The organism is Butyrivibrio hungatei (genome assembly GCF_900101605.1).
GTDB lineage: Bacteria > Bacillota > Clostridia > Lachnospirales > Lachnospiraceae > Butyrivibrio > Butyrivibrio hungatei_B.
Genome location: NZ_FMUR01000014.1, coordinates 23,904 through 47,353 on the forward strand (window position 1 = coordinate 23,904; position 23,450 = coordinate 47,353).

The window sequence follows — 23,450 nt, forward strand, 5'->3', positions numbered from 1 at the left end:
TGTGATATACTTAAGGTAGTTTCTTTTGAAAGGAGAAAGCATGATTTCAACACAGACCATAAAAGGAAGTATAAGTGAACTCGGAGCCATAACCAAAGTAGAATTATGTGTTATGGATTTAGGCGGAGAGGTTGTGGCATCTACAAGTGAACTTGGATTTTCAGATATTTCCATAATTACAAGTTTTGCAGCGTCTCCTGTTGATTCGCAGGTTATAGGCGATATACATCTTTTTAAGGTTATGGACGAGGGAGATCCGTTGTATATTCTGCTTTCAAAAGGCGACAATGAGCAGGCATACATGGTAGGAAAGATTGCAGTGAGTCAGCTTCAGGCGCTTGTTCTTGCATATAAAGAAAGATTTGATCGGAATAATTTTTTCCAGAATCTGCTTCTTGATAATATGCTGATGATTGATGTTTACAACAGGGCAAGAAAACTTAAGATTGAAGTGACTGCGCCAAGAACCATAATTCTTGTTGAAACGGGACGAACAAAAGATAATGGCGCAAGAGAACTTTTGACAAGTATGTTTTCGCCAACGTCCGGTGACTATGTAACAGCGGTAGATGAGAACAGTATTATCATCGTAAAGTCACTCGGGAAAAATGAGTCATATGATGATATTAACCAAGTGGCCACGACAATTGTGGATATGATGAGTACAGAAGCTCTTTTAAATGTGAGAGTGGCGTACGGAACCATAGTTGAAGAAATCAGAGACCTCAGCAAATCGTTCAAAGAAGCAAAGATGGCACTTGAAGTCGGAAGGATATTCAATGCTGAGTGCAGGGCGAACGGATACAATACACTTGGAATCGGAAGACTTATCTATCAGCTTCCGGAGAGCCTTTGCAGGATGTTTATCGATGAGATCTTTGAGGATAAGGAAATTCCGAGCAATCTTGATGAAGAGACTTTGAATACGATAGCAAAGTTTTTTGAAAATAACCTCAATGTGTCGGAAACTTCGAGACAGCTCTTTGTACATAGGAACACGCTTGTGTACAGAATTGAGAAGCTTGAAAAGAGCTGTGGACTTGATGTCAGGAAATTTGATGATGCGCTTACTTTTAAGATCGCGCTTATGGTTCTTAATTACATGAAATATCTTAAAGAAAGAGAATGATATTACAGAAAAGCGGTCCTGTGAGGGATACATGCACGTTGACTTCCGACGTAGCGCAGGCGACCTTACAACACATGAAAGGTTCTGCTTAGTGCTGCTTCGTTCCCGACCTGACACGGTTCGCAGATTTTCATTGCATAAGACCCACGCTTGTACAGAAGGACTGCTACATGCACCCTTCACAAGACCGCTCTGATTACTATACTTTTTTTTGACCGTAATGTCAATTTGTTATTGTTGGATGAGGTCCTTAAGAGTGAAGCTGTCAATATACTTGTTTACAACATCATCGAGACCTTTCCAGAAGTTTATAGAGTTACATGAATCGGAACGGGGGCAGGTCACTCCGTTCTCGTAGGCGACACATTCGACAGGAGTCAGAGTTCCTTCAACGGTTCTAAGAACTGTACCGACATTATATTCTTCGGGGCTCTTGGAGAGACGGTATCCGCCATTGCTTCCGCGCATACTGGTGAGGTAGCCTGCTTTGTTTAAAGTAGACACAATCTGTTCCAGATATTTTATCGGTATGTTTTGTCTCTGAGAAATGTCTTTAAGCGCAATGAAACTGCCATTTCCAAAGCTGGCGAGATCGATCATTACTCTCAAAGCGTATCTTCCCTTTGTGGATATTCGCATAAAAAACCCCTTTTTACAGATAATTTGGTATAATATAGTGATGTAGATGTCAAAAGTGAATCTTGACATCATGTAATATTGTAATGATTATGATAACAAAAATAAAAAACAATTACTACCATTTTAGTAGGAAATCATTGTTATCACAGGGAAGTAAGAAAGAAGTACATTTATGAAAATGCAGCCAAAGTCCGCAGGTGTGAATAAGGAAAATTACACTGAGGATGAGCTTAAAGATATCAAGTATATGAAAGCTGCCATAGGTCAGGCGAAAAAAGCATATGCTCTTGGAGAAGTTCCGATAGGATGCGTTATTGTTTATGAAGATAAGATAATCGGACGTGGATATAACAGGCGCAACACAGATAAAACGCCGCTTGCGCATGCGGAAATAACAGCTATACGCAAGGCGGGGAAGGTGATAAAGGACTGGAGGCTTGAGGGATGTAAGCTGTATGTTACTTTGGAGCCGTGCCAGATGTGTGCAGGCGCCATAGTGCAGGCTAGAATCCCCGAAGTCATAATGGCAGCGGAGAATCCCAAGGCGGGATGCGCCGGTTCGGTCATGGATATTTTGAACAATCCGGATTTCAACCATCAGGTTGTTGTGAAAAAAGGCGTATTGGAAGATGAATGCAGTAAACTGCTGAAAGATTTTTTTATAGAGCTGAGAGCAAGAAACAAAGCTGAGAAAGAGCAGAAAGGGAATCTTTAAGTGAAAAGGAAGATACTCGCGCTGGTTATGGCAGCGGTAATGACAATTAGCACAGTAGGCTGTGGAAACAGTAAAAGAGTGGTTTCGGATTTTCAATACCGTAACATAGATGTTTCAGGGCCGCCGGTTACAATTACTTATCTGACGATAGGCGACAAACCTATAAACGGAATGACTGAGAAGGTGCTGGACAAGCTTAATGAGCTTCTTTTAAAGAAGGTAAATGCGAAGCTGGATATCTATTATATCGGCTGGAACGATTATTTGGAGAACTACAACAAGACGCTTAGTTTGGGAAATGTAAACGTAGACCTCATTGCTGCGGGAGGCGACTGGCTTGATGCATGGCCCAACGCTGCAAAAGGATATTTTTTGCCCCTTTCCGAAGATATGTTAAGAACATATTGTCCGCAGACATACAAATATGTATCATCCATGGATTGGGATTGTTGCACATATGACGGGAAGATATATTTTATCCCGGAAAATGAGTACACTCAGTGGATAAACTATGGTTTTGTTTACAGACTGGATGATGTAAAAAATGTAGAAAAAGCCAAGAGTAATGACCTCGGAAGAGATTTCAACATCGGTGAGATACAGGACTGGGACACTCTTGATGAATTTTTTACATTGTACAGAGAGCAGAATCCGGAGAAGCTTTTCTGGGATGCTGACGGAAAAGAAACAAAGCAGGCTCTCGGATATATTATGTCCGAAAGTAACTATATTCCCATCTACGAACTTAGCGAATATGGAGTATGGGGCATTTTTAAGAATGCTCAGAGCCAGATAGTTTCGCCGTACATGTCGGGAAATTATCTTTATAACTATGCCAAGATCATGAAGAAATGGAATGAGCTTGGTGTATGGAGAAGTGATTTCAAGGATTACAAGGATAATTACGAGGCTTTCTATAACGGAGACACATCGGTTGTTCTTGCAACGACGGAAGACTATTACACAACGATAAAACCGAATATGGAAATCTATCAGCCGGAGGCAAAGCTTAAGTTCTTCTGGTTTGGAAAAGAGAACCTGGTAAAGACAAGTATTTTGCACGGAGCAATGGCAATCTCATCAAAGTCCAAGAACCCGGAAAGAGCTCTTATGGTGTACGACATATTGAGGAATGATGTGGAGTGCTACAGGCTTATAAGATACGGAATTGAAGGTGTGCAGTATCAGATAAATCAAAAAGACATGCTTGAGAGACCAAACGGATATAACGATGAAAAAGATGGAATAACAACCAACTTCTGGTGGGGAAGAAGGGATTCCTATGAAAAAGCCGATTCAAACTACGCCTGGGATGATTATAACGAACTCAAGGCAGAGTATAACAAGATTGCTATAGATTATCCTTGGGACAGATATCGATTTATGACGACCAACATAAACAATACGATCGAAGAAGTGACCAAGGTGTGTGATAAGTATATTCCCGAGATCACATACGGCAGGTATGAAGGTACGCCGGAGGCTGAAGTCAATGAATTCAGAACGGCGCTTAAGGCTGCGGGAGTGGATGAAGTAAAAACATATTTGCAGAATATTTATGATGCCGATAAAGCGAAGAACGGACATTAATAAATATCATACAAAGAAGATGAAAACTATGATAAAATAACGCCTGTAAAAACGGGTAGGAGGAACGGTAATGGTAACAACACTTGAACATGGGTGTTATCTTATAAACGGTAACACATTAGTGCCTGATGATGCAGAGGCGGCAGCGGTTCTTGCATCTAACGGTGTATCGGAAGATGCGGCAAAGAGTGCAAAAGAGAATACAATAGCATACGGAATACTTAAGGAGCATAATACTTCCGGAAACATGGAAAAATTATGCGTTAAGTTTGATAAACTCACTTCACACGACATAACATATGTCGGAATCATTCAGACAGCAAGGGCATCGGGACTTGAGAAATTCCCTATTCCCTACGTGCTTACAAACTGTCACAATTCACTTTGCGCAGTAGGCGGAACAATTAACGAAGACGACCATGTATTTGGTCTTACAGCGGCTCAGAAGTATGGCGGAATCTATGTACCCCCTCATCAGGCGGTTATCCACCAGTTTGCAAGAGAGATGCTTGCAGCAGGCGGAAGCATGATTCTTGGATCTGATTCACATACAAGATACGGAGCTCTCGGAACAATGGCTATCGGAGAGGGCGGACCTGAGCTTGTTAAGCAGCTTCTCGGACAGACATACGATGTTGATATGCCGGGAGTTGTAGCAATTTACCTTGAGGGAGAGCCTAAGAAGGGCGTAGGACCTCAGGACGTTGCACTTGCCATCATCGGAGAAGTATTCGGAAACGGATATGTAAAGAACAAGGTTATGGAATTCGTTGGACCGGGTGTTGAGAAGCTCAGCGCAGATTTCAGGATCGGTGTTGACGTTATGACCACCGAGACAACATGTCTTTCATCAATCTGGCAGACCGATGATACTATCAAAGAGTTCTATGAGATTCATGGAAGAGTAGGTGATTACAAAGAGTTAAAGCCCGGAAAGGTTGCATATTACGATGGTCTTGTTAAGGTAGACCTCAGCTCTATCAATCCTATGATCGCTATGCCTTTCCATCCCAGTAATGTATATGAGATCGCAGAAGTTAACCGCAATGCTGCGGATATTCTTGCAGATGTTGAAAAGAGAGCAAGAGTCAGCTTTGGTGACAGCATAGAGTATTCACTTCAGGATAAGATCAAAGACGGAAAGTTTATTGTTGAGCAGGGAATTATCGCCGGATGTGCGGGCGGTGGATTTGAAAATATCTGCGCAGCTGCAGATATCCTTAAAGGCCACTTCATCGGAAATGACAGATTTACACTCAGTGTATATCCCGCTTCAACACCTATTTTTATGGAAGTTGTTAAGAATGGCGCAGCTGCAACAATTCTTGAGACAGGCGCAATCCTTAAGACTGCATTCTGCGGACCTTGCTTCGGTGCCGGCGATACACCCGCAAACAATGCGTTCAGTATCAGGCATTCAACAAGAAACTTCCCTAATCGTGAAGGTTCTAAGGTTCAGAATGGACAGGTTGCTTCGGTTGCACTTATGGATGCAAGATCTATTGCCGCAACTGCAGCTAATCAGGGCGTTCTTACACCTGCAACAGAGTTTGACGGAGAGCTCAAGAAATACAAATATCACTTTGACAGTGAGATTTATAAGAACCGTGTATTTGATTCACACGGAGTTGCGGATCCTTCGGTTGAGCTTCAGCTCGGACCCAATATCAAGGATTGGCCTAAGATGTCAGAGCTTCCTGAGAATATGGTGCTCAGAGTTGTATCAGAGATCCATGATCCTGTAACAACAACTGACGAACTTATCCCTTCAGGAGAGACTTCATCATACAGATCAAATCCTCTCGGACTTGCCGAGTTTACTTTATCAAGAAAAGATCCTGCATATGTAGGACTTGCCAAAGAGATGCGTGCTGCACAGGATGCTCTTGTAGAGGGCAAAGATCCTATCGCTGCATGGGGCGAGCTCAAGGGCGTAATGGAAGTGATCGGTAAGAAGTTCAGCGGAGTTAACAATGACAATGTTGGATTCGGATCGACTATTTTCGCCGTAAAGCCGGGTGACGGTTCTGCCAGAGAGCAGGCTGCATCATGCCAGAAGGTACTTGGCGGATGGGCAAACATCGCAAATGAATATGCAACAAAGAGATATCGTTCAAACCTTATTAACTGGGGTATGCTTCCTTTTGTTATTGAAGAGGGTGAACTTCCTTTCAAGAACAAAGACTACATCTTCCTTCCGGGAATCAGAGATGCGGTTAAGAATAAGGATGAAGTTATTAAGGCATATGCTGTTGCAGGGGACAGCATAACTGAGTTTGAACTTAAACTTGGAAATCTTACCGACGATGAAAGACAGATAATCCTTGACGGTTGCCTTATAAACTACAACAGAGTTAAATAAAAGGGACTGGTATTTGTATGTTTTCTGTTATGGGGCGGAAAAACAGAATAATTGCGACAGTATTGTTACTGTCGCTTATTGGAAGCGTCGCAGGCTGCGGCGCTTCTTCTGCTGAAAAACAGATTGATACAACCAAAGCAAACGCGGAAGAGTTTGAGACAACAGCGAGCGGAGAGTATGCTGTCCCGAATCAGATACCGAGCGTACTAGCAGATCAGATCGGCTACAATACTGAGTCTGTCAAAACAGTTATCTTGCATGGCAAGAAGCTTCCCAAGACATTTTGTATAAAAGAGCTGGGAACAAAAGAGGAAAAATACACAGGCGATGTTGTAAAGTCTGTTTATAATGATGACACGAAAGAATATACGGGCATAGGATATTTCACCGACCTAAAGGAAGCGGGAAATTATTATGTATCCGCAGATATAATCGGGGAATCATATTCTTTTGCCATATCGGAAGATGCGCATGCAGATGTATTTAACGAGGCGTGCAAAAAATATTATATCAACAGGTGCGGAACTTCATTGTCCGAAGATTATGCGGGAGAAAATGCGCACAGTGCCTGTCACACGACTCCGGCGCATTTGCAAGATCATCCGGAAACAGAGATAGATGTTACGGGCGGGTGGCATATGGACGAGCAGGCTGACAGGGATACAACGGTCGGATGCAAAGTTGCGGAGAATCTGCTTCTTGCTTTTGAGATGAATGAAGCTGCGTTTACGGATGAAGCGGGAATTCCCGAGAGCGGAAACGAAATACCCGATATTCTGGATGAAGTCAGATATGAAGTTGAATGGCTTTTAAAAATGCAGGATGCAAAGACCGGCGGAGAGTATGGGGCGGCGCTTACCGACAGTTCGGGCGGAGGAGATGTGATGACATATCCTGTTATCGTCACACCTGTCTCGATGGATGCCACTATAAACTTTGCATCGGTACTTGCAAAGTTCAGTTATATCTATCAGAAATATGACGGCGAGTTTGCCACCACGTGTCTTAAGGCGGCAGACAGAGCTTGGAGCTGTTATTTCAATAACCAGAAAGCGCAGGATAATACAACGGTATTTAAGGCTGCGGCAGAATTATACAGAGCAACGGGAAGTTTGGGCTATGAGACGGTTCTTGAGGAATATTTCGCCGAGTCTGAATTTGACCGGATTTTTAATGAAGATGAGAATATACTGATCGGTTCGGTGGTCTATCTTTCTACAAGTCAGAAAGTTGATGTGAGTAGATGCGAGTATTTAATGAAACTACTTATGGTGCGCTCTGAGCGTATTGCGCAAAAAGCAACGCAATCGGCGTATCTGGTAACAAAGACTGATGTAAAATCCTTTAATGAGCTGTTGGAGGATATGAGATGTCTTACTATAACCGATCATATAATATATAACCATGAGTACACTACGATAATAGAGAATCATGCGCATTTTCTGATGGGGATGAATCCGGGAGCAGTAAATTATGTAACGGATACAACGGAAAGAACGTATGCGGATGAAGCCGGAATCGGAATCCTAAACGACCCTCAGGCTGACGCACTTTTAGTATTTATGCTTAGTGTACTAGTGTGCTGACACGATGACAATTCAGCACACCAGAATGAAAGGAAGAGAAAAAGCACATTAATTTACCAGAGCATTTTTTGCAATGTTTTTGCAAACTGTAGGATTTGCATGGGTAATGTCATGGTGCTATAGTAAACCAAATGAATGTAAATATTAATGGACTAAATATAAACTACATAGACGAAGGAACGGGACCGTTACTTGTTATGCTTCACGGATGGGGCTCCAACATCGATCTTTTTGCGGGGGTTATTAATTTTGCGAAAAGAGGATATCATGTTGTTGCAATGGATATGCCCGGATTCGGAAAGAGCGATGAGCCCAAGGAACCGATGAGCGTCGAAGATTTTATGAATTTTGTGATCGACTTTATCAAGGTTCTTTATCCCGATGACAAAGAGGTAATCTTCTTAGGACATTCCATGGGCGGAAGGATAATTATTAAACTTGCCTCGGGAATAAATGAAGGAAAGCTTTCTCCGAGATTTACCATTCCAAAGATCATACTTACAGATTCTGCCGGAGTTATTCCCGTAAAGACTAAAGCTCAGTTAAAGAGATCGAAGAGATACAAATTCTATAAGAATTTCATTACAAAAAGCGGTCTTTTAAAGCTTGATCCAAAGGCGCTTGATAAACTTCAGAAGAAATTTGGAAGTGCAGACTACGCTGCAGCATCACCGGTTATGAGAAAGAGTCTTGTAATGGCTGTAAATGAAGATATGGTACCAAGTATGCCTTCCGTTACTCAGCCGGTTCTTTTGATATGGGGTGATAAGGATACGGCTACGCCGCTATCTGACGGCCAAAAGATGGAAGAACTTATGCCGGATGCGGGACTTGCAGTCATAGAGGGAGCAGGTCACTATTCATTTCTTGATAATCTCTATGTATACAATAAGATTCTTGGAAGTTTTCTCGGAATCAAAAATTAAGGAGAAGGATATTTGGGAGCAATGCTTATAATATTTTTTACAGTATACCTTTGCGCTGCAGTATTGGGGCTTCGTTACTACACTCATATGCTTCAGCTGTCAAGCTATCAGTTTCAGGGGTATTTTAGATTTTTAAAGACTACGGTGACCAAATACGGACTGCACGCCGGTGCTGCCGCAGCCATTTTCGGAGCGGGATTCTTTGAGTATGCGCAAGCAGTTGAAGAGACTGATATGAACAAGCCTGCGATAGGTCTTTTTGTTCTGGCGATTGTTTTTCTTGTGCTTATGGCAGTTATGTATATTCCTAGGAAAGCGAAGAAAAAGTTTGTAGTTACCAAGAGGGTTCAGAGACTTTTTGTGACATACACCGTTTTGTTTGTGATAACGGTTCTTGTAGCTGTACTTTGCGTTGCGCTTGGGGCTGACTGGAGTGCCGGAAAACATGCGATCGCAGCAGCATTTATCGCGGCATATATAGGTTTTTTACCTCTTATTGTTGCTCTTTCAAATCTTATAAATAAACCTGTTGAGAACAGGATAAATCAGTGGTTTATCGATGATGCGAAGAGAATTCTCAAAGAGCATCAGGGACTTCGCATAATCGGTGTAACGGGAAGCTATGGCAAAACGAGTGTAAAGTATTATCTGACAACACTTCTTTCTGAGAAATACAGAGTTCTCATGACTCCGGAGAGTTACAACACTCCGATGGGTATTGTAAGAACTATCAGAGAGAAGATGGTTCCCACTCATGAGATATTTGTCTGCGAGATGGGAGCAAGGCATCTGCATGATATAAAAGAAATAACGGATATTGTTCATCCCGATGATGGTATACTTACATCGATAGGATATCAGCATCTCGAGACATTCCATTCACTTGAGAATATTGTCAGCACCAAGTATGAACTTCTTGATGCTGTTGATGAAAAAGAAAAAGAAGAAGGAAATGCAGGAAAGGGAAAGCATCTTAAGTTTGCAAACGGTGACAATGAGATCATAAGAGCAAACATGAAATATAAGGATGCTATAACCTATGGTGTTTCCGATGACTGCGATTACAGAGTTTCCGATATTTCCGTTACGGGCGCGGGAACAACATTTAATGTGACAACACCCGATGGCGAGACGGCTGAGTTTAATACGAAGCTGGTCGGAAGACATAATGTTGAGAACATTGCAGGTGCGATCGCTGTCGCTGCCAGTTTCGGAGTTCCGATGAACAAGCTTAAAATGGCGGTAAGGAGGATACAGCCTGTTCCGCATAGACTTGAGCTTGTAAGACACGGCGCTGTTGCAATCCTTGATGATGCATATAATTCCAATCCAAACGGAGCAAAAGTTGCGCTTGAAACACTGGCTCTTTTTGATAACTCAGTCAAGATACTTGTCACTCCCGGAATGGTAGAACTTGGGGAAAAAGAGGACGAGTACAACGAAGAGTTCGGAAGACAGGCCGCAAATGTGTGTGACTATATCATACTTGTTGGTGAGAAGCAGACTCAGGCAATCAAGAAAGGTGCGCTTGAAGCGGGATTTGCCAAGGACAAGCTTTTTGTAAAGAACGGCCTTACGGAAGCTACACAGCTTATGTACGAGCTTGAAGCGGGAAGAGAAAAAGTAATACTTCTTGAAAACGATCTTCCCGATAACTATACATGATCAAATTTAGAAATAATGAAAGAGGGATACGGATACTATGAAACTTAAAGTTGCGGTTTTATTCGGCGGAAAAAGTACGGAGCATGAGATTTCAATCATCTCGGCAATTCAGGCAATAGGATTTATCAATAAGGAAAAATATGATGTAGTGCCTGTTTATATTACAAAGAACAATGACTTCTATGTTGGCGATGATATCGGAAAAATAGAAGAATATACACATATCAATCAGCTCCTTGCAAAGAGCACACAGGTTGTATGGGTAAAAGAAAATGACAAGGTTAATCTTGTAAGATATCCAATGAAAAAGTTTGGTAACAACGTTATGACTCAGGTTGACGTTGCATTTCCTATAGTTCACGGAACAAACGTAGAGGACGGAACACTTCAGGGATTCCTTGCTACTCTCGGTCTTCCCGTTGTAGGATGCGATGTTCTTTCATCTGCTGTTGGAATGAACAAGTATGTTATGAAAACTGTGCTTAAGGACAATGATATTCCGGTTCTTGATTGCAAATGCTATACATGGAAGGATTATGAAGATGTCGATGCACTTGTTGCAAAGATAGAGAAGACATTTGATTATCCCGTTATCATCAAGCCTCTTAATCTTGGTTCAAGTATCGGAATCAAGAAGGCGTCAGACAGAGCATCTCTTCTTGAAGCTCTTGACCTTGGATTTGAGTTCTCCAAGAAGATTCTTGTTGAGCACGCTATTTCCAAGCTTAAAGAGATAAACTGCTCAGTTCTCGGAGATTATGAGTCTGCGGAAGCTTCTGAGTGCGAAGAGCCTATCAACTCTGATGAGATTCTCAGTTTCGAAGATAAGTATATCGGTGGCGGATCAAAGGGCTCCGCAAAGGGTGCAAAGACAGGCGGAAGCAAGGGAATGGCTTCTCTTAAGAGAAAGATCCCTGCAGATATTTCCGATGAGATGCGTGACAAGATCAGAAAGATGGCAGTTGATGCGTTTATTGCCCTTGGCTGTTCGGGAGTTTCAAGAATCGATTTTATGATCGATATGGAGACAAACAATGTATATTTCAATGAGATCAATACTATTCCGGGATCGCTTTCATTCTACCTTTGGGAGCCTCTTGGAATGAAATATGAGCACCTTTTGGACAATATGATTCAGCTTGCGCTTAAGGCTGACAGAGAGAACCACAAAGTAGTTTACTCTTTTGATACAAACGTACTTGAGGGAGTAAAGCTTGGCGGCGGATCAAAAGGCAGCAAAGGATAAGGCTTCATTGGGGGCACAGCGGCATATATCTGAAAATGCTTGTGTTCGTCTGCGCGCTGATTTTTATTAATTTCAAAAACACAGGAATGCTTCCTTTCGACGTTGCTCAGAGAAGTCAGCATTCCTGTGTTTTTTCAATTGTAAAAATTATACGCTCGTACGAGAACTGCGCATTTCCGGATGTATATGCCGCTGTGCCCTTAGCCGAATCTTCTCGCCAAGAAGTTGCACTTTTTTACAGCGGTAGTTTTTCATTCTTTAAGTAAGTATCTTCGATAATTTTCTTTACGTAACCGTCTATATTTCTTTGATCCTCTTTGCTGAGTTCACTGATTGCGATAGGTTTGCAGTATTCGATCACTACGTGAGTGGGTTTGATGAAAGGAATGTGGTTCTCGAATATGTCACGTGAATGATTGATTACCATGGGAACGATGGGGCAGCCGGATTTCTGCGCAATCTTGAAGCTTCCTTTGTGGAAGTCGAGCATTGGCGCGTCGGTGCTGTTTCGTGTTCCTTCAGGGAAAATACATATTGAGATACCGTTTTTTACTTTATCAATTGCGGAAAGAACCATTTCAAGGCCTTTTCTGATATCAGATCTGTCAAGGAAGAGACAGTCAAGGAACATCATCCAATAGCCGAGGATCGGAATCTTTTTGATGACATCTTTTGAGATATATCCTGTAGGTCTGGGAACTCTGGGATAAGTAACGACGATATCGAAATAGCTTCTGTGGTTTCCGACATACAAAACCGACTTATCTTTGGGAACATTTTCTTCGCCGATAACGGTGGTTTTTACGCCGCATATCAGCATGACAACGTTAAAAGCAAAGCCTACAATCTTAAGTGAAGCTGTTTTAACAGCGTAGGGATTGAACTTTTTTATTATCAAAAGAACGAGCTGGATCGGGATGCTCACAATAAGGAATATCACGATAAAGAGTATTGTAGCGATAAAACGTATCATAAAATGTAAAACCTCATTTCTAAAATAATTCTCAGATTCAAAACATATTTTACCATATAATTTAATGCCATTATTATTTATTTTGTCGTATAATGGGGCAGGGTAATAAAGTAAGTACCAATAAACAGGGAGAAATTTAATGCTTATAATTAAGAACGGCTATCTGATAGAGCCTGAATCGGGCTTTGAAGGATATAAAGATATAGTGATAGATGGTGCAAAAATTGTGGATATTGTGGATAAGGGTTGTGGAAAAGTGGAAAATCTTTTGCATGATTCCGCAAATCAAGTGATAGATGTGGATGGAAAGATAGTAACCGCGGGGCTTGTGGATGGACATGTTCACTTTAGAGATCCCGGCTTTACATACAAAGAAGATATCGAGACGGGAGCGAGAGCTTCTGCGAGAGGCGGATTTACTTCCGTTGTAATGATGGGAAATACGAATCCACATATGGATAATGTTGAAACAATAAAGTATGTGCTTGAAAAGGGCGCAAAGACCGGAATAAACGTATATACCTGCGCAAATGTTACTATGAATATGGAGGGAAAAGAGCAGGTTGATATGGAAAAACTCCTGGATGCGGGAGCGGTTCTTTTTACAGATGACGGAAAACCCATTACGGATGAAAAGATAATGGAGGCTGTGTGCAGGAAAGCTGCGGCGCTTGATAAGGTTGTAAGTCTCCATGAGGAGGATCCGAAGTTTATAACAGATAACGGCATAAATGCGGGAGCCGTTGCCGAGAAGCTTGGAATCAAGGGATCTCCCAGAGAAGCCGAGATTTCCATGGTTAAAAGAGATATAGATATTGCTGAGAGGACCGGGGCAAAGATAACGGTTCAGCATATAAGTGCCGCTGAATCGGTTGACCTTATAAGGCAGGCCAAAAAGCGAGGCGTAAAGGTATATGCCGAGGCAACACCGCATCACTTCACGCTCACAGAGGATGCTGTTCTTAAGCACAAAACACTGGCGAAGATGAATCCGCCGCTCAGACTTGAGTCTGACAGGCTTGCGATAATAGAAGGGCTTAAGGATGGAACGATAGAGATGATCGCTACAGATCATGCTCCTCATTCCAAAGAAGAAAAAGAGAAGCCTATAAAGGAGGCTCCAAGCGGAATAACAGGAATAGAGACATCTCTTTTGCTGGGTATAAGAGAACTTGTGAATAAAGGATATATGACACTTCCTGAGTTATTAAAGCGCATGACAATCTGCCCTGCCGGGATCTACGGCCTTAATGCTGGCAGCGTGAAGGTTGGCGGCAATGCAGATCTTGTGATATTTGACAACAAGACGGAATGGGTGTTTGATAAGACCTATTCAAAGGCAACAAATACACCGTTTTTGGGAGAGAAATTTCCGGCGCGTGTTTTATATACCATATGCTGTGGAAAAGTGGTATACGAAGCTGAGTAATAAAGGAATGAAAGAATGAAGAAAAGTTTTATTGTAGCATTGATGATGACTACATTTTTGACAGGATGTCAAACTGAAGCGAGTGCGATAAACGGTAGCAAAGCGAGTGACAGAATAGCTGAAGATGCCGTTGATATAATCGGATCGGACGGAAGCTCGGATCTTAGCAGTGAGATCGGCATGGCCGCTGAAGAAGATGCTTCCGATGACGCTGACGAACAGAAATATGGATCGTACGAGCAATTTATCGATGATATAAGATATTGTGTCGAAAAAGGTGATCTGAAAGGACTTGATGTATCTTCAAATGCTTATAATTCATATATGAGTGAGGTTGAAGATCTTAGATACGGATATGTCATAGAGGATCTGGACGGTGACGGAGTAAAGGAACTGATCATTGGTGCCAATAAATGTATAAAGGATACCGATATTTCCGGAAAAGACAGATATCATACACTTATTTTTGATATCTTTACTTTACAGGAAAGTGTAATGGTACATGTTCTAAAAACTGAGGATGATGAAATATATTATTTTGGAACAGACGGAACGATAATCAAGGAAGACAGCAGAGCTGCTATGATGCCTTCAAAATCAATATTGGAGGTTGTCACTTTTTACAGATACAATGAGGATAATCTTGAAATTGTCGAGGGAATCCGCGATGAATATATCGTAAATTCAGATAGGATAAGATATTTTTATTCCGATGAAAATCCTTATTGGGATACGTCAAATCAGATTTCCTACGAAAAATGGAAAGAGATTGTCGATAATCATGGAAATCAATATGTAAAATTTACAGATTTTTCAGAACCCAGAAGAACGGGAAGAAAAGCAAAGGTATATGTTCACGAGGTTGAGGAAGATTATCGGGATTCAAGGATGCAGTATAAGTGGAGAGACTATATTGTATTTTACAGTGACAATTCCGGAATATATAATGTCGGAAACGGCGAGAATCAATGGTTTGTATGGAATGAAGAGCGTATACAGTATGATAACGATCCCTCAAGAGCGGTAAAATATTTTGTTGAAGGCGATGTCCTTAAGCTTGGGGATGAAGAATATATTTTAGAGCAGTAATTTTTTTGCAAATAGATAGATGAGGAGAGTTCTTAATGGCTAAAAAAATGAAAAAAGAAGCTAAGGTTCTAAGTCAGAAGCTTCTTGCGGACGGAATATATGATATGTGGCTTGAAACGCCCTTTGCAGGTGATGTTAGGCCCGGTCAGTTTGTGGGAGTATATCCTGCAAATAAATCAACGTTACTTCCGAGACCAATCAGTATATGCGAGGTTGATACGGACAGATCTGCAATTCGTCTCGTATACAGGGTTGTAGGATCGGGAACTGCAGAGTTCGCGCTTTGCAAGGAAGGTGATCAAATCAATATCCTCGGACCTTTGGGAAATGGCTTTCCGATTGATGTTGCCAAGGGAAAGAAGGTAGTTGTAATGGGCGGAGGAATCGGTGTTCCGCCGCTTCTTGAGACAGCAAAGAGGCTTTCCGGCGAAGATGTCAGCGCAGTTATGGGATATAGAAACAGTGAGACGTTTTTGTCTGATGAATTTGCAAAGTATGCAAAGATGTACATAGCAACCGAAGACGGCAGTGTAGGAACAAAGGGAAATGTCATTGATGCAATGAAAGCAGAAAAGATAGAGTGCGATGTTATTTTTGCATGCGGTCCCATGCCTATGCTCAGGGCGATAAAGGCATATGCTTCCGAGGTTGGCGCCAAGGCATATCTTTCTCTTGAAGAAAGAATGGCTTGTGGAGTGGGAGCGTGCCTTGGATGTATAACCAAGACTAAAGAGATAGACGATCATTCTCGTGTTCACAATGCGAGAATTTGTACCGACGGCCCGGTTTTTGATGCTGACGATTTGGAGATGTGATATGAATACAACAGTTGAAATAGCAGGAGTGAAATTTAAGAATCCCGTAATGACAGCTTCGGGAACATTCGGTTCGGGAATGGAATACTCGGACTTTGTAGATTTAAATAAGCTTGGCGCAGTTGTGACCAAGGGAGTTGCAAATGTGCCGTGGCCCGGAAATCCGGTTCCGAGAGTTACGGAAGTATACGGTGGTATGCTTAATGCGATAGGTCTTCAGAACCCCGGAATTGATGTGTTTGCAAAACGTGATCTAGAGTTTTTGAAAAAATATGACACTAAGGTCATTGTAAATGTATGCGGAAAGTCCGTAGAAGATTATCTGGAAGTTGTAGAGAGACTTGGCGATGAAGAGCGTGTAGATATGCTTGAGATCAACGTTTCATGTCCTAACGTTAAGGAAGGAGCCATTGCTTTCGGTCAGAATAAAGATGCGCTTTATGACATAACAGAGAAGATCAAGAAGGTGGCAAAGCAGCCGATAATCATGAAGCTCAGCCCCAATGTCACCAGTATCTCTGAAATGGCAAAGGCTGCAGAAGCTGCGGGAGCGGATGCGATCTCTCTGATAAATACCATAACAGGAATGAAGATTGATATTTACAAGAGAAAGTTTGCTCTTGCAAATAAGACCGGAGGAATGTCCGGCCCGGCGATCAAGCCTGTTGCCGTAAGAATGGTATATGAGGCGTCTCATGCGGTTGACATTCCGGTCATCGGAATGGGCGGAATCGCAAATGCCGAGGACGCAATCGAGTTTATCATGGCAGGTGCCACAGCAGTTGCGGTGGGAGCAATGAACTTCCACAATCCTTACACGACTGAAAAAGTTGTGGATGGTATCGAAGAGTATATGAAGAAATATGGTGTTGAAGACATTAACGATATTAGGAAAATAGTGTAGATAAAAGAATGATTCATCAGAAGTGTGATTGATGAATCATTCTTTTTAATTTAATAGCAATCACTCAATCTGAGAATGAAAAAAACTAGGAATTTACACAAAAAACACTTGATTAATTGGAGAGGAAATTTCTCCGAAATTCCTATTAGATTAAAAACGCTCCGCTATGGATGCGAAGCTTATAGAATGGTAGATAATTGCTTTGCAATGCCGCTTGTATGCAAACATTTAGCGAGCAAAATGATTTTATATAGTGAGATGAAAAGTTTGACAACAAAAAAAATATATATTATATTACTGACTGAACTTAGTCAGTAAAAAGGAAAGGGAATTTATGAGAGTATCTAAAGAACCAGAGGAAAGAAAAAAAGAAATAATTGAAACTGCCATGAAGTTGTTTGCAAAAAGGGGATACAAGCATACACAGATAAAAGATATTGTTGGGAGTATTGGAGTTGCACAGGGATTATTCTATTACTATTTTAAATCTAAAGAAGAAGTAATGGAGGCAGTGGCCGAAGAGTATGCAAAAAAAATATTGTATTCTGTAGAGGTGACAATAAATTCTAGAGATACAGTTCTTGAGAAATTGGATGAAGTAGCAAAATCATTTATTATGATGTCGCAAGATCAAGAAGAGATATTTATAGAAATACAGAATGCTGATGATGGGATAATACATGAGAAAGTATTTAAGTACTTAATTGAAAAACTCATACCTAAGATTGTTGAAATAGTAAAAATAGGCAATGAATCCGGGGAGTGTAATTGCAAGAATCCTGAACTATATACTCAAATATTATTATATGGCGTATCAGAAAAATTAAATAAAGTATCTTCCGAAAAAAAAATGGAAATATTTATTAGTAATCTTAGTGCATTAAAAAACTTCGTAATAAAAATATATGGCATCAGGGAGGAACAGAAAAGATAAAGGAGAGAGTTTTAGAGGAGTTACCTGAAATACAGGAGCAAAGGATATGTACTTCGCATGAGGGAGGTGCATTAATTAATGCAGCAGTTCCAATATCATTGGATATTGGGATAAAAAATAAGTTAATCACTACGGGGAAGAAAGCAATAATTTATGCTGCAGAAAACACACAATGGCAGCACGCTGTTTTGTATATTGAGTGGTAGAAGAAGGGAGGACTAATATGGCGGCATTATCATTTAGTCATGTAGTAAAGGAATATAAGGTAGGAAAAGGCAAAGTAAGAGCATTAGACGATGCTACGTTCGATATAGATGCAGGAAAAGTAACGGTTATATTGGGACCAAGTGGTTCGGGGAAAAGTACTACTCTTAATCTAATTGGAGGGATGGATAGATTAAGTAGTGGAACTATTACTGTAAATGGTAAGGATATTTCGAATATTTCAGAGAAGGCTTTAACAGATTACAGAAGAAGAAAAATTGGTTTTGTATTTCAATTCTATAATCTTATACCATCGTTAAATGCAATCGAAAATATTAGTATAGTTGAAAAAATGACAGATGATGCGCTGAATCCAGCGCAGATGTTAAAGGACGTTGGACTTGAAAACAGAGCAAAGCATTTTCCTTCAGAATTATCGGGAGGCGAGCTACAAAGACTTTCGATTGCGAGAGCACTTTGCAAAAATCCAGATATTTTGCTATGTGATGAGCCGACAGGAGCATTAGATAGTGCAACGGGGAGAACAGTTCTTGAATTATTAGTAGATATGGCAAGAAACTATAATAAGACGGTAGTGATAGTGACACACAATGCTTCGATTGCATTGTGTGCGGACAAAGTTATCCACCTTAAAGATGGAAAAATTGAAAGAATAGAGATGAATGATAATCCGTTAAGAGTCGGTGAGGTTAACTGGTAATGAGAAAACTAATAAAAAAGATGTTTCGTGATTTGTGGCAATTGAAATCTCAATTTGTATCAATATTTCTGATGTGCATGCTGGGAATGTTGATTTATTCAGGAATTGAGGGCGTATGGAATGGAATGCAGATTCAAAAAGATAATTATTTTTCAGAGACAAATGTTGCAGATATTTGGGTAAATGCTTTAAAAATTAATACAGATGAAGCGGATGACATTAAAGAAATAGATGGAATAGCTACTATCCAACTGAGCGCAGTAATGGACGCGTATTTAGATAAAGAGACAGAAGAAAATATTCGACTTATTGCCAATGATACAAACGAAATATCTATTCCTATGATACAGGAAGGCAGCGATTACAACTGCAAAAGTAGTGGAATATGGTTGGACTATGACTATGCTAATGCAAAGAATCTAAAGGCGGGAGATAGAATAAAAATCTTTTATGATGATATAGAAACAGAACTTACTGTTCAAGGGCTGGTTTATGGCGTGGATTTTATTAGCTATACAGGTACAACTACAGCAATGATTCCTAACCATGAAAGATATACATATGGATTTGTTTCGTTTGATACGTTGAAAAAATTAAACGATAATGTTGAATATAATCAATTGAAAATAAAATTAGCAGATGAAGCAGATAGTTCAGCTATAAAAGGGAAAATAAAAACAATACTGAGGCAAAAATATTTTAGTTGCATTACAAGGGAGGAAAATACAAATATTTCATCCTATGTAAATAAAATTGGACAGATTAGAAAAATGTCAATTATGTTTTCCGTTATTTTTTTTCTGTTATCTCTTTTGACAATCAGAACAACAATGAAAAGAGTTGTGCAGAAGCAAAGAACTCAAATAGGAATAATGAAAGCATTAGGATTTTATTCTATACAAATTAAAGTTCATTACGCTTTATATGGATTAGTAGTTAGTATAACGGGAACAATAATAGGTTATTTAATTGCACCGTATACAATAACACCGGCTTTATTGGATTTGCAAAAAGATTTTTATAGCTTACCGAATTGGAATGGCGAAAATTCTATATTTTCAATCTATTTAATCGTGTTAATGGTTTTAATTTGCAGTGCAACGGCATGGTTATCAAGTAGTAAAATTGTAAGGGAAATGCCGGCAGATTCATTGAGAAACGAAGTGTTGGAAAGTAGTAAAAAAACATTTTTTGAAAAGATACCTGCATTTTGGGATAGTCTTAGTTTTGAGTGGAGATGGGTAATAAGAGATGCGGGCAAGAAAAAAATTAGAACGATAATAGGAATAATAGGTGTATTGGGAAGCATGGTGCTTCTAATGTCAAGCTTTGGAGTACAAGACACAGTTACAGAGATTAATAACAGAATATATGGTAGAGAATATTCCTATTATGAGAAATTAAAGTTAAATAATGCGAGCGATGAGACAATAAGTTCTATAAACGAAAAGCTTAGTGATGATTGCCAATGGATATACGAAGGAATGGTTGAAAGTCAAAGTTCAGAAAAAATTGTTACAGAGAATTTTTTTGTAATTGACAGGGGATATTATTGGACATTGTTTGATACTGAAAATAAGATAATTGATTTGCCGACAGACGGGATTGTTGTATCAAAGAAGGTTGCAACTGACTTAAGTGTGGCTGAAAATTCGTATATAAGCATTCTGTATAATGGGGATAATATTTGTATGAAGGTGGATCAGATAGTTGATATAAATTCTCCACAGGGAATATTTGTGAGTAAAGAGAGTTGGATAAATGCAGGAAATACTTTTTGCCCGAACACATTATTGGCTGGTGATAACTTAAATCTTGAAGATGTTAAGGAAATGGATGCTATAACTGAGACAGTTAGTCTGGAAAGTCAATATGATGATGCCGGTAGCATAATGTTAAGTGTAAAAGGTGTAATATTGATGCTTCTTGCAGCGGCAGTTCTTTTAAGTGTGGTTATACTATATAATTTGGGCCTATTAAATTATACGGAAAAGTACAGAGAGTATGCGACGCTTAGAGTTCTTGGCGCATACAATAAAGAAATTAAGGATTTAATATTTAAGAATAGTATATTGACTATAGTAATTGGATGGTTAATAGGGACGGTAGCGGGATGGATGTTTTTGACGGTGTATGTGCGGACTGTGTCAACATCATCAATAGTGTACTCGCCATATTTAAAGATTAGTTCATATGTGTTGAGCACCATAATTGCATTGGGGTGTTCATTCGTTGTTAATGTAATTGTTTCTAAAAAGGCTGTACATATAGATATGGTGGAATCACTTAAATCGGTTGAATAAAAAAACTGGGGTATTAAATATCACCCTTTGTTACCAGATAAGTAGAGTTTATTCGTAAGATTGTGTAAATAGTTCTTTTATCCATATATAATCAATCCTTTAACGTTTTTTTATATTGTAATGTTAGAATAAAAAACGAACAGACAAGGGGACGCAGGGAAGCGGTCTGTAAAGGAAAGATTATGATTATAAAGAAGATATTGGAAGCGTTATTATATGCAATAGGTGCGTTGATCGCATTGGTTTTTCTTATTATTTTCATATGCACGGTCAGTCCGTGGGCACATGATATGCTTAGCGGTGTTGCGACAGATGTTGCGGTGATGAGGATACAGCAGGCGGCGGAACTTGAGAACAGCGCGGAGGCTGCGATTCAGGAAGCTGAGGAAGCAAGCACCGATGCATCGGAAGAGCCAAGATCTGAAGCGAAAATCTATGAAGAGCATATGAACAGCATGAAAAAAGGACTTCACTTAGACGAGTGATCATCTAAGTGACAGTCCTTTTCTGTTACTAGCAACGTATTATTCTGTCAATGTCTTGCCGGTTAATTCATCAAAGCCTTTCATAACTGCATCGAAGGTGTTTTTTGAAATTTCCGGAAGCTCACCGCCCCAGGTTTTCTCTGCCTGAGCATAACCCTTCTCAAAAGCAGCTCTCATTTTTTCAAGCTTTTCAGGATCGTTTCCGGCCAGTGTGGTGGCAAAATCGAGGATTCTTTCGGAGGTCTGTTTTACACCCCAGTAACCGTCCTCGGCAATGTCAGCCTCTGCCTGAGCCTTAGTTGCTGCATCCACTGTGAAATCCCCTTTTGCAAGGAATTTCCACATCGAGTCTTCATCGTTGTCAGAATTGGCGATGCCGTAGGCCTTGGCCTGCTTGCCCATCATCTTCTGAACAATGTTCAAAAGTTGCTGTTGGCGCATTGCTACATCTGCCTGCATCTGTTTGATGATCTTGGTTCGATCGGTTTCTTTGGAAGATACGTTCTGTGTATCTTTTTCCTCAGATTTCTCGAACACTGCTGCAGCTTGAGTTTTTTCCTTTACTTCATCGTTTTTGTTTTTCTCGTCAACAGACGGACTGACTGATGAAGCATAGGTGGTTGCGATGTTGTTAGTAACCTCGGTAATTCCGTTTACGCCCATATCGAACTCCTTTTCTGCGACAGGGTACTAAATACCGCGCTGAAACGAAACTATGGTTTACCTAATCTCCTTATCGACATTTTAATAAAAAACTTTAGTGAAATATCGAAAATTTTTAAATTTTTTATTTTTTCCTTGAGTTTGATCCTTCGGAGTGAGAAGATGAAGAAAAATAATTTCGGAGTATATAATTATGAAGCTTGAGAGAAAAGCATATGCAAAGATCAATCTCGGACTTGATGTTACGGGAGTTCGTGAGGACGGATATCATATTGTAAAGATGATAATGCAGAATGTGGATCTGTACGATACGCTTACATTTGAGGATAATGACAGCGGCGATATCATTTTGACCGCATCTACGGATAAGATCGAAACTGATGAAAGGAACCTTATCTGCAAGGTGGCCGGGCAGCTTAAGGACAAATATAATGTGAAAAAAGGTGTTACCATGCACCTTGTAAAGAGAATCCCTGTAGCTGCGGGAATGGCAGGTGGAAGTACAGACGGTGCGGCAGCATACCTGGCTTTGAATGAGTTATGGGGACTTAACCTCAGTAAAAAAGAGCTTTGTGAGCTTGCTGTGTCTCTGGGTGCCGATATCCCGTATTGTATAATCGGCGGAACGGCGCTTGCAGAGGGAATCGGTGAGGAACTGACAACTATAAGCGACATGACGGATTGTTATCTTGTTATCGCAAAGCCTGCGATAGATGTTTCAACAGGCTGGGTTTATAAAGAGCTGGACAGCAGGGAAGTGATAACACATCCGGATATAGACGGAATCAAGGCTGCAATAGAAGCAGGTAATCTTAAGAAGATGTGCTCTCTTATAGGAAATGTTCTTGAAGATGTCACTGCATCCAAATACAAAGAGGTAGGGCAGATTGAAGAGATACTCAGAAATGAGGGCGCTGTAGGTGCATTCATGACAGGAAGCGGTCCCACAGTATTTGGCGTATTCGACAAAAAAGAAGCGGCAGAAGCGGGTTATAAGGCAGTTGTTGAAAGTAAGCTTGCGCCGGAAGCTTTTTTGTCCGCACCCATTAATCCCGGTAAAGAGGACTGAGAT

Annotated in this window: 20 protein-coding genes and 1 other RNA gene; 17 read left to right on the forward strand and 4 right to left on the reverse strand. The window is 40.4% G+C overall.

Translation table 11 applies throughout. From position 1 onward, the window contains the following. Positions 1-40 precede the first annotated feature (40 nt). On the forward strand, positions 41-1,129 hold the full coding sequence (locus BLP87_RS11430; RefSeq protein ID WP_074462784.1) for a PucR family transcriptional regulator: 1,089 nt from the start codon (positions 41-43) through the stop codon (positions 1,127-1,129). A 5-nt stretch (positions 1,130-1,134) separates the two neighbouring features. On the opposite strand, the gene ffs is transcribed toward BLP87_RS11430, so the two are convergent. After that, positions 1,135-1,343, reverse strand: an RNA gene (gene ffs / locus BLP87_RS11435) — signal recognition particle sRNA large type. 17 nt (positions 1,344-1,360) lie between these two features. Continuing rightward, the gene (locus tag BLP87_RS11440; protein WP_074462785.1) at positions 1,361-1,768 is read right to left on the reverse strand and encodes an RrF2 family transcriptional regulator; all 408 of its coding nucleotides are present in this window, start codon (positions 1,766-1,768) and stop codon (positions 1,361-1,363) included. 178 nt (positions 1,769-1,946) lie between these two features. On the opposite strand from BLP87_RS11440, the gene tadA reads away from it, so the two are divergent. The 7 genes from tadA to BLP87_RS11475 all read left to right on the forward strand — a co-directional run bounded on the left by tadA (position 1,947) and on the right by BLP87_RS11475 (position 11,858). Continuing rightward, the gene (tadA, locus tag BLP87_RS11445; protein ID WP_074462847.1) at positions 1,947-2,483 is read left to right on the forward strand and encodes a tRNA adenosine(34) deaminase TadA; all 537 of its coding nucleotides are present in this window, start codon (positions 1,947-1,949) and stop codon (positions 2,481-2,483) included. Then, the gene (locus BLP87_RS11450; protein WP_074462786.1) at positions 2,484-4,073 is read left to right on the forward strand and encodes a DUF3502 domain-containing protein; all 1,590 of its coding nucleotides are present in this window, start codon (positions 2,484-2,486) and stop codon (positions 4,071-4,073) included. It begins immediately after the preceding gene. A 70-nt stretch (positions 4,074-4,143) separates the two neighbouring features. Then, positions 4,144-6,435, forward strand: a complete 2,292-nt coding sequence (locus BLP87_RS11455) for a hydratase (RefSeq protein WP_074462787.1) — start codon at positions 4,144-4,146, stop codon at positions 6,433-6,435. 17 nt (positions 6,436-6,452) lie between these two features. After that, positions 6,453-8,021, forward strand: a complete 1,569-nt coding sequence (locus BLP87_RS11460) for a glycoside hydrolase family 9 protein (protein WP_074462788.1) — start codon at positions 6,453-6,455, stop codon at positions 8,019-8,021. Between the two features lie 131 nt (positions 8,022-8,152). Continuing rightward, positions 8,153-8,947: an alpha/beta fold hydrolase gene (locus tag BLP87_RS11465; RefSeq protein ID WP_074462789.1), complete on the forward strand. Its 795-nt coding sequence runs from the start codon at positions 8,153-8,155 to the stop codon at positions 8,945-8,947. A 21-nt stretch (positions 8,948-8,968) separates the two neighbouring features. Further along, the gene (locus BLP87_RS11470) at positions 8,969-10,612 is read left to right on the forward strand and encodes a Mur ligase family protein (RefSeq protein ID WP_074462848.1); all 1,644 of its coding nucleotides are present in this window, start codon (positions 8,969-8,971) and stop codon (positions 10,610-10,612) included. A 37-nt stretch (positions 10,613-10,649) separates the two neighbouring features. Continuing rightward, on the forward strand, positions 10,650-11,858 hold the full coding sequence (locus BLP87_RS11475) for a D-alanine--D-alanine ligase family protein (RefSeq protein WP_074462790.1): 1,209 nt from the start codon (positions 10,650-10,652) through the stop codon (positions 11,856-11,858). 235 nt (positions 11,859-12,093) lie between these two features. Here the strand turns inward: BLP87_RS11475 and BLP87_RS11485 are convergent, their stop codons facing one another. Further along, positions 12,094-12,831: a lysophospholipid acyltransferase family protein gene (locus BLP87_RS11485; protein WP_074462792.1), complete on the reverse strand. Its 738-nt coding sequence runs from the start codon at positions 12,829-12,831 to the stop codon at positions 12,094-12,096. A 139-nt stretch (positions 12,832-12,970) separates the two neighbouring features. On the opposite strand from BLP87_RS11485, the gene BLP87_RS11490 reads away from it, so the two are divergent. The 8 genes from BLP87_RS11490 to BLP87_RS11525 all read left to right on the forward strand — a co-directional run bounded on the left by BLP87_RS11490 (position 12,971) and on the right by BLP87_RS11525 (position 21,715). Next, positions 12,971-14,260 carry a dihydroorotase gene (locus tag BLP87_RS11490; RefSeq protein WP_074462793.1) on the forward strand — a complete coding sequence of 430 codons (1,290 nt, stop codon included), beginning with the start codon at positions 12,971-12,973 and terminating at the stop codon, positions 14,258-14,260. Between the two features lie 15 nt (positions 14,261-14,275). After that, a complete protein-coding gene (locus BLP87_RS11495) occupies positions 14,276-15,349 on the forward strand; it encodes a hypothetical protein (protein WP_074462794.1) in 1,074 nt (357 codons plus the stop codon). 35 nt (positions 15,350-15,384) lie between these two features. Next, positions 15,385-16,164 (forward strand): dihydroorotate dehydrogenase electron transfer subunit, encoded by a 780-nt coding sequence (locus BLP87_RS11500; RefSeq protein WP_074462795.1) that lies wholly within the window; start codon positions 15,385-15,387, stop codon positions 16,162-16,164. A gap of 1 nt (position 16,165) precedes the next feature. Continuing rightward, positions 16,166-17,068 carry a dihydroorotate dehydrogenase gene (locus BLP87_RS11505; protein ID WP_074462796.1) on the forward strand — a complete coding sequence of 301 codons (903 nt, stop codon included), beginning with the start codon at positions 16,166-16,168 and terminating at the stop codon, positions 17,066-17,068. A gap of 334 nt (positions 17,069-17,402) precedes the next feature. Continuing rightward, a complete protein-coding gene (locus BLP87_RS11510; protein WP_074462797.1) occupies positions 17,403-18,002 on the forward strand; it encodes a TetR/AcrR family transcriptional regulator in 600 nt (199 codons plus the stop codon). A gap of 223 nt (positions 18,003-18,225) precedes the next feature. Next, positions 18,226-18,927, forward strand: a complete 702-nt coding sequence (locus BLP87_RS11515; RefSeq protein WP_074462798.1) for an ABC transporter ATP-binding protein — start codon at positions 18,226-18,228, stop codon at positions 18,925-18,927. Continuing rightward, positions 18,927-21,230 (forward strand): ABC transporter permease, encoded by a 2,304-nt coding sequence (locus tag BLP87_RS11520; protein WP_074462799.1) that lies wholly within the window; start codon positions 18,927-18,929, stop codon positions 21,228-21,230. The genes BLP87_RS11515 and BLP87_RS11520 overlap by 1 nt, the downstream gene beginning before the upstream one ends. A 182-nt stretch (positions 21,231-21,412) precedes the next feature. Further along, positions 21,413-21,715 (forward strand): hypothetical protein, encoded by a 303-nt coding sequence (locus tag BLP87_RS11525; protein ID WP_074462800.1) that lies wholly within the window; start codon positions 21,413-21,415, stop codon positions 21,713-21,715. A gap of 39 nt (positions 21,716-21,754) precedes the next feature. Here the strand turns inward: BLP87_RS11525 and BLP87_RS11530 are convergent, their stop codons facing one another. Beyond that, the gene (locus BLP87_RS11530; protein WP_074462801.1) at positions 21,755-22,378 is read right to left on the reverse strand and encodes a hypothetical protein; all 624 of its coding nucleotides are present in this window, start codon (positions 22,376-22,378) and stop codon (positions 21,755-21,757) included. 193 nt (positions 22,379-22,571) lie between these two features. Between BLP87_RS11530 and ispE the strand changes: the two genes are divergently transcribed. Then, positions 22,572-23,447 (forward strand): 4-(cytidine 5'-diphospho)-2-C-methyl-D-erythritol kinase, encoded by an 876-nt coding sequence (gene ispE / locus BLP87_RS11535; RefSeq protein ID WP_083334587.1) that lies wholly within the window; start codon positions 22,572-22,574, stop codon positions 23,445-23,447. Positions 23,448-23,450: the final 3 nt, after the last annotated feature.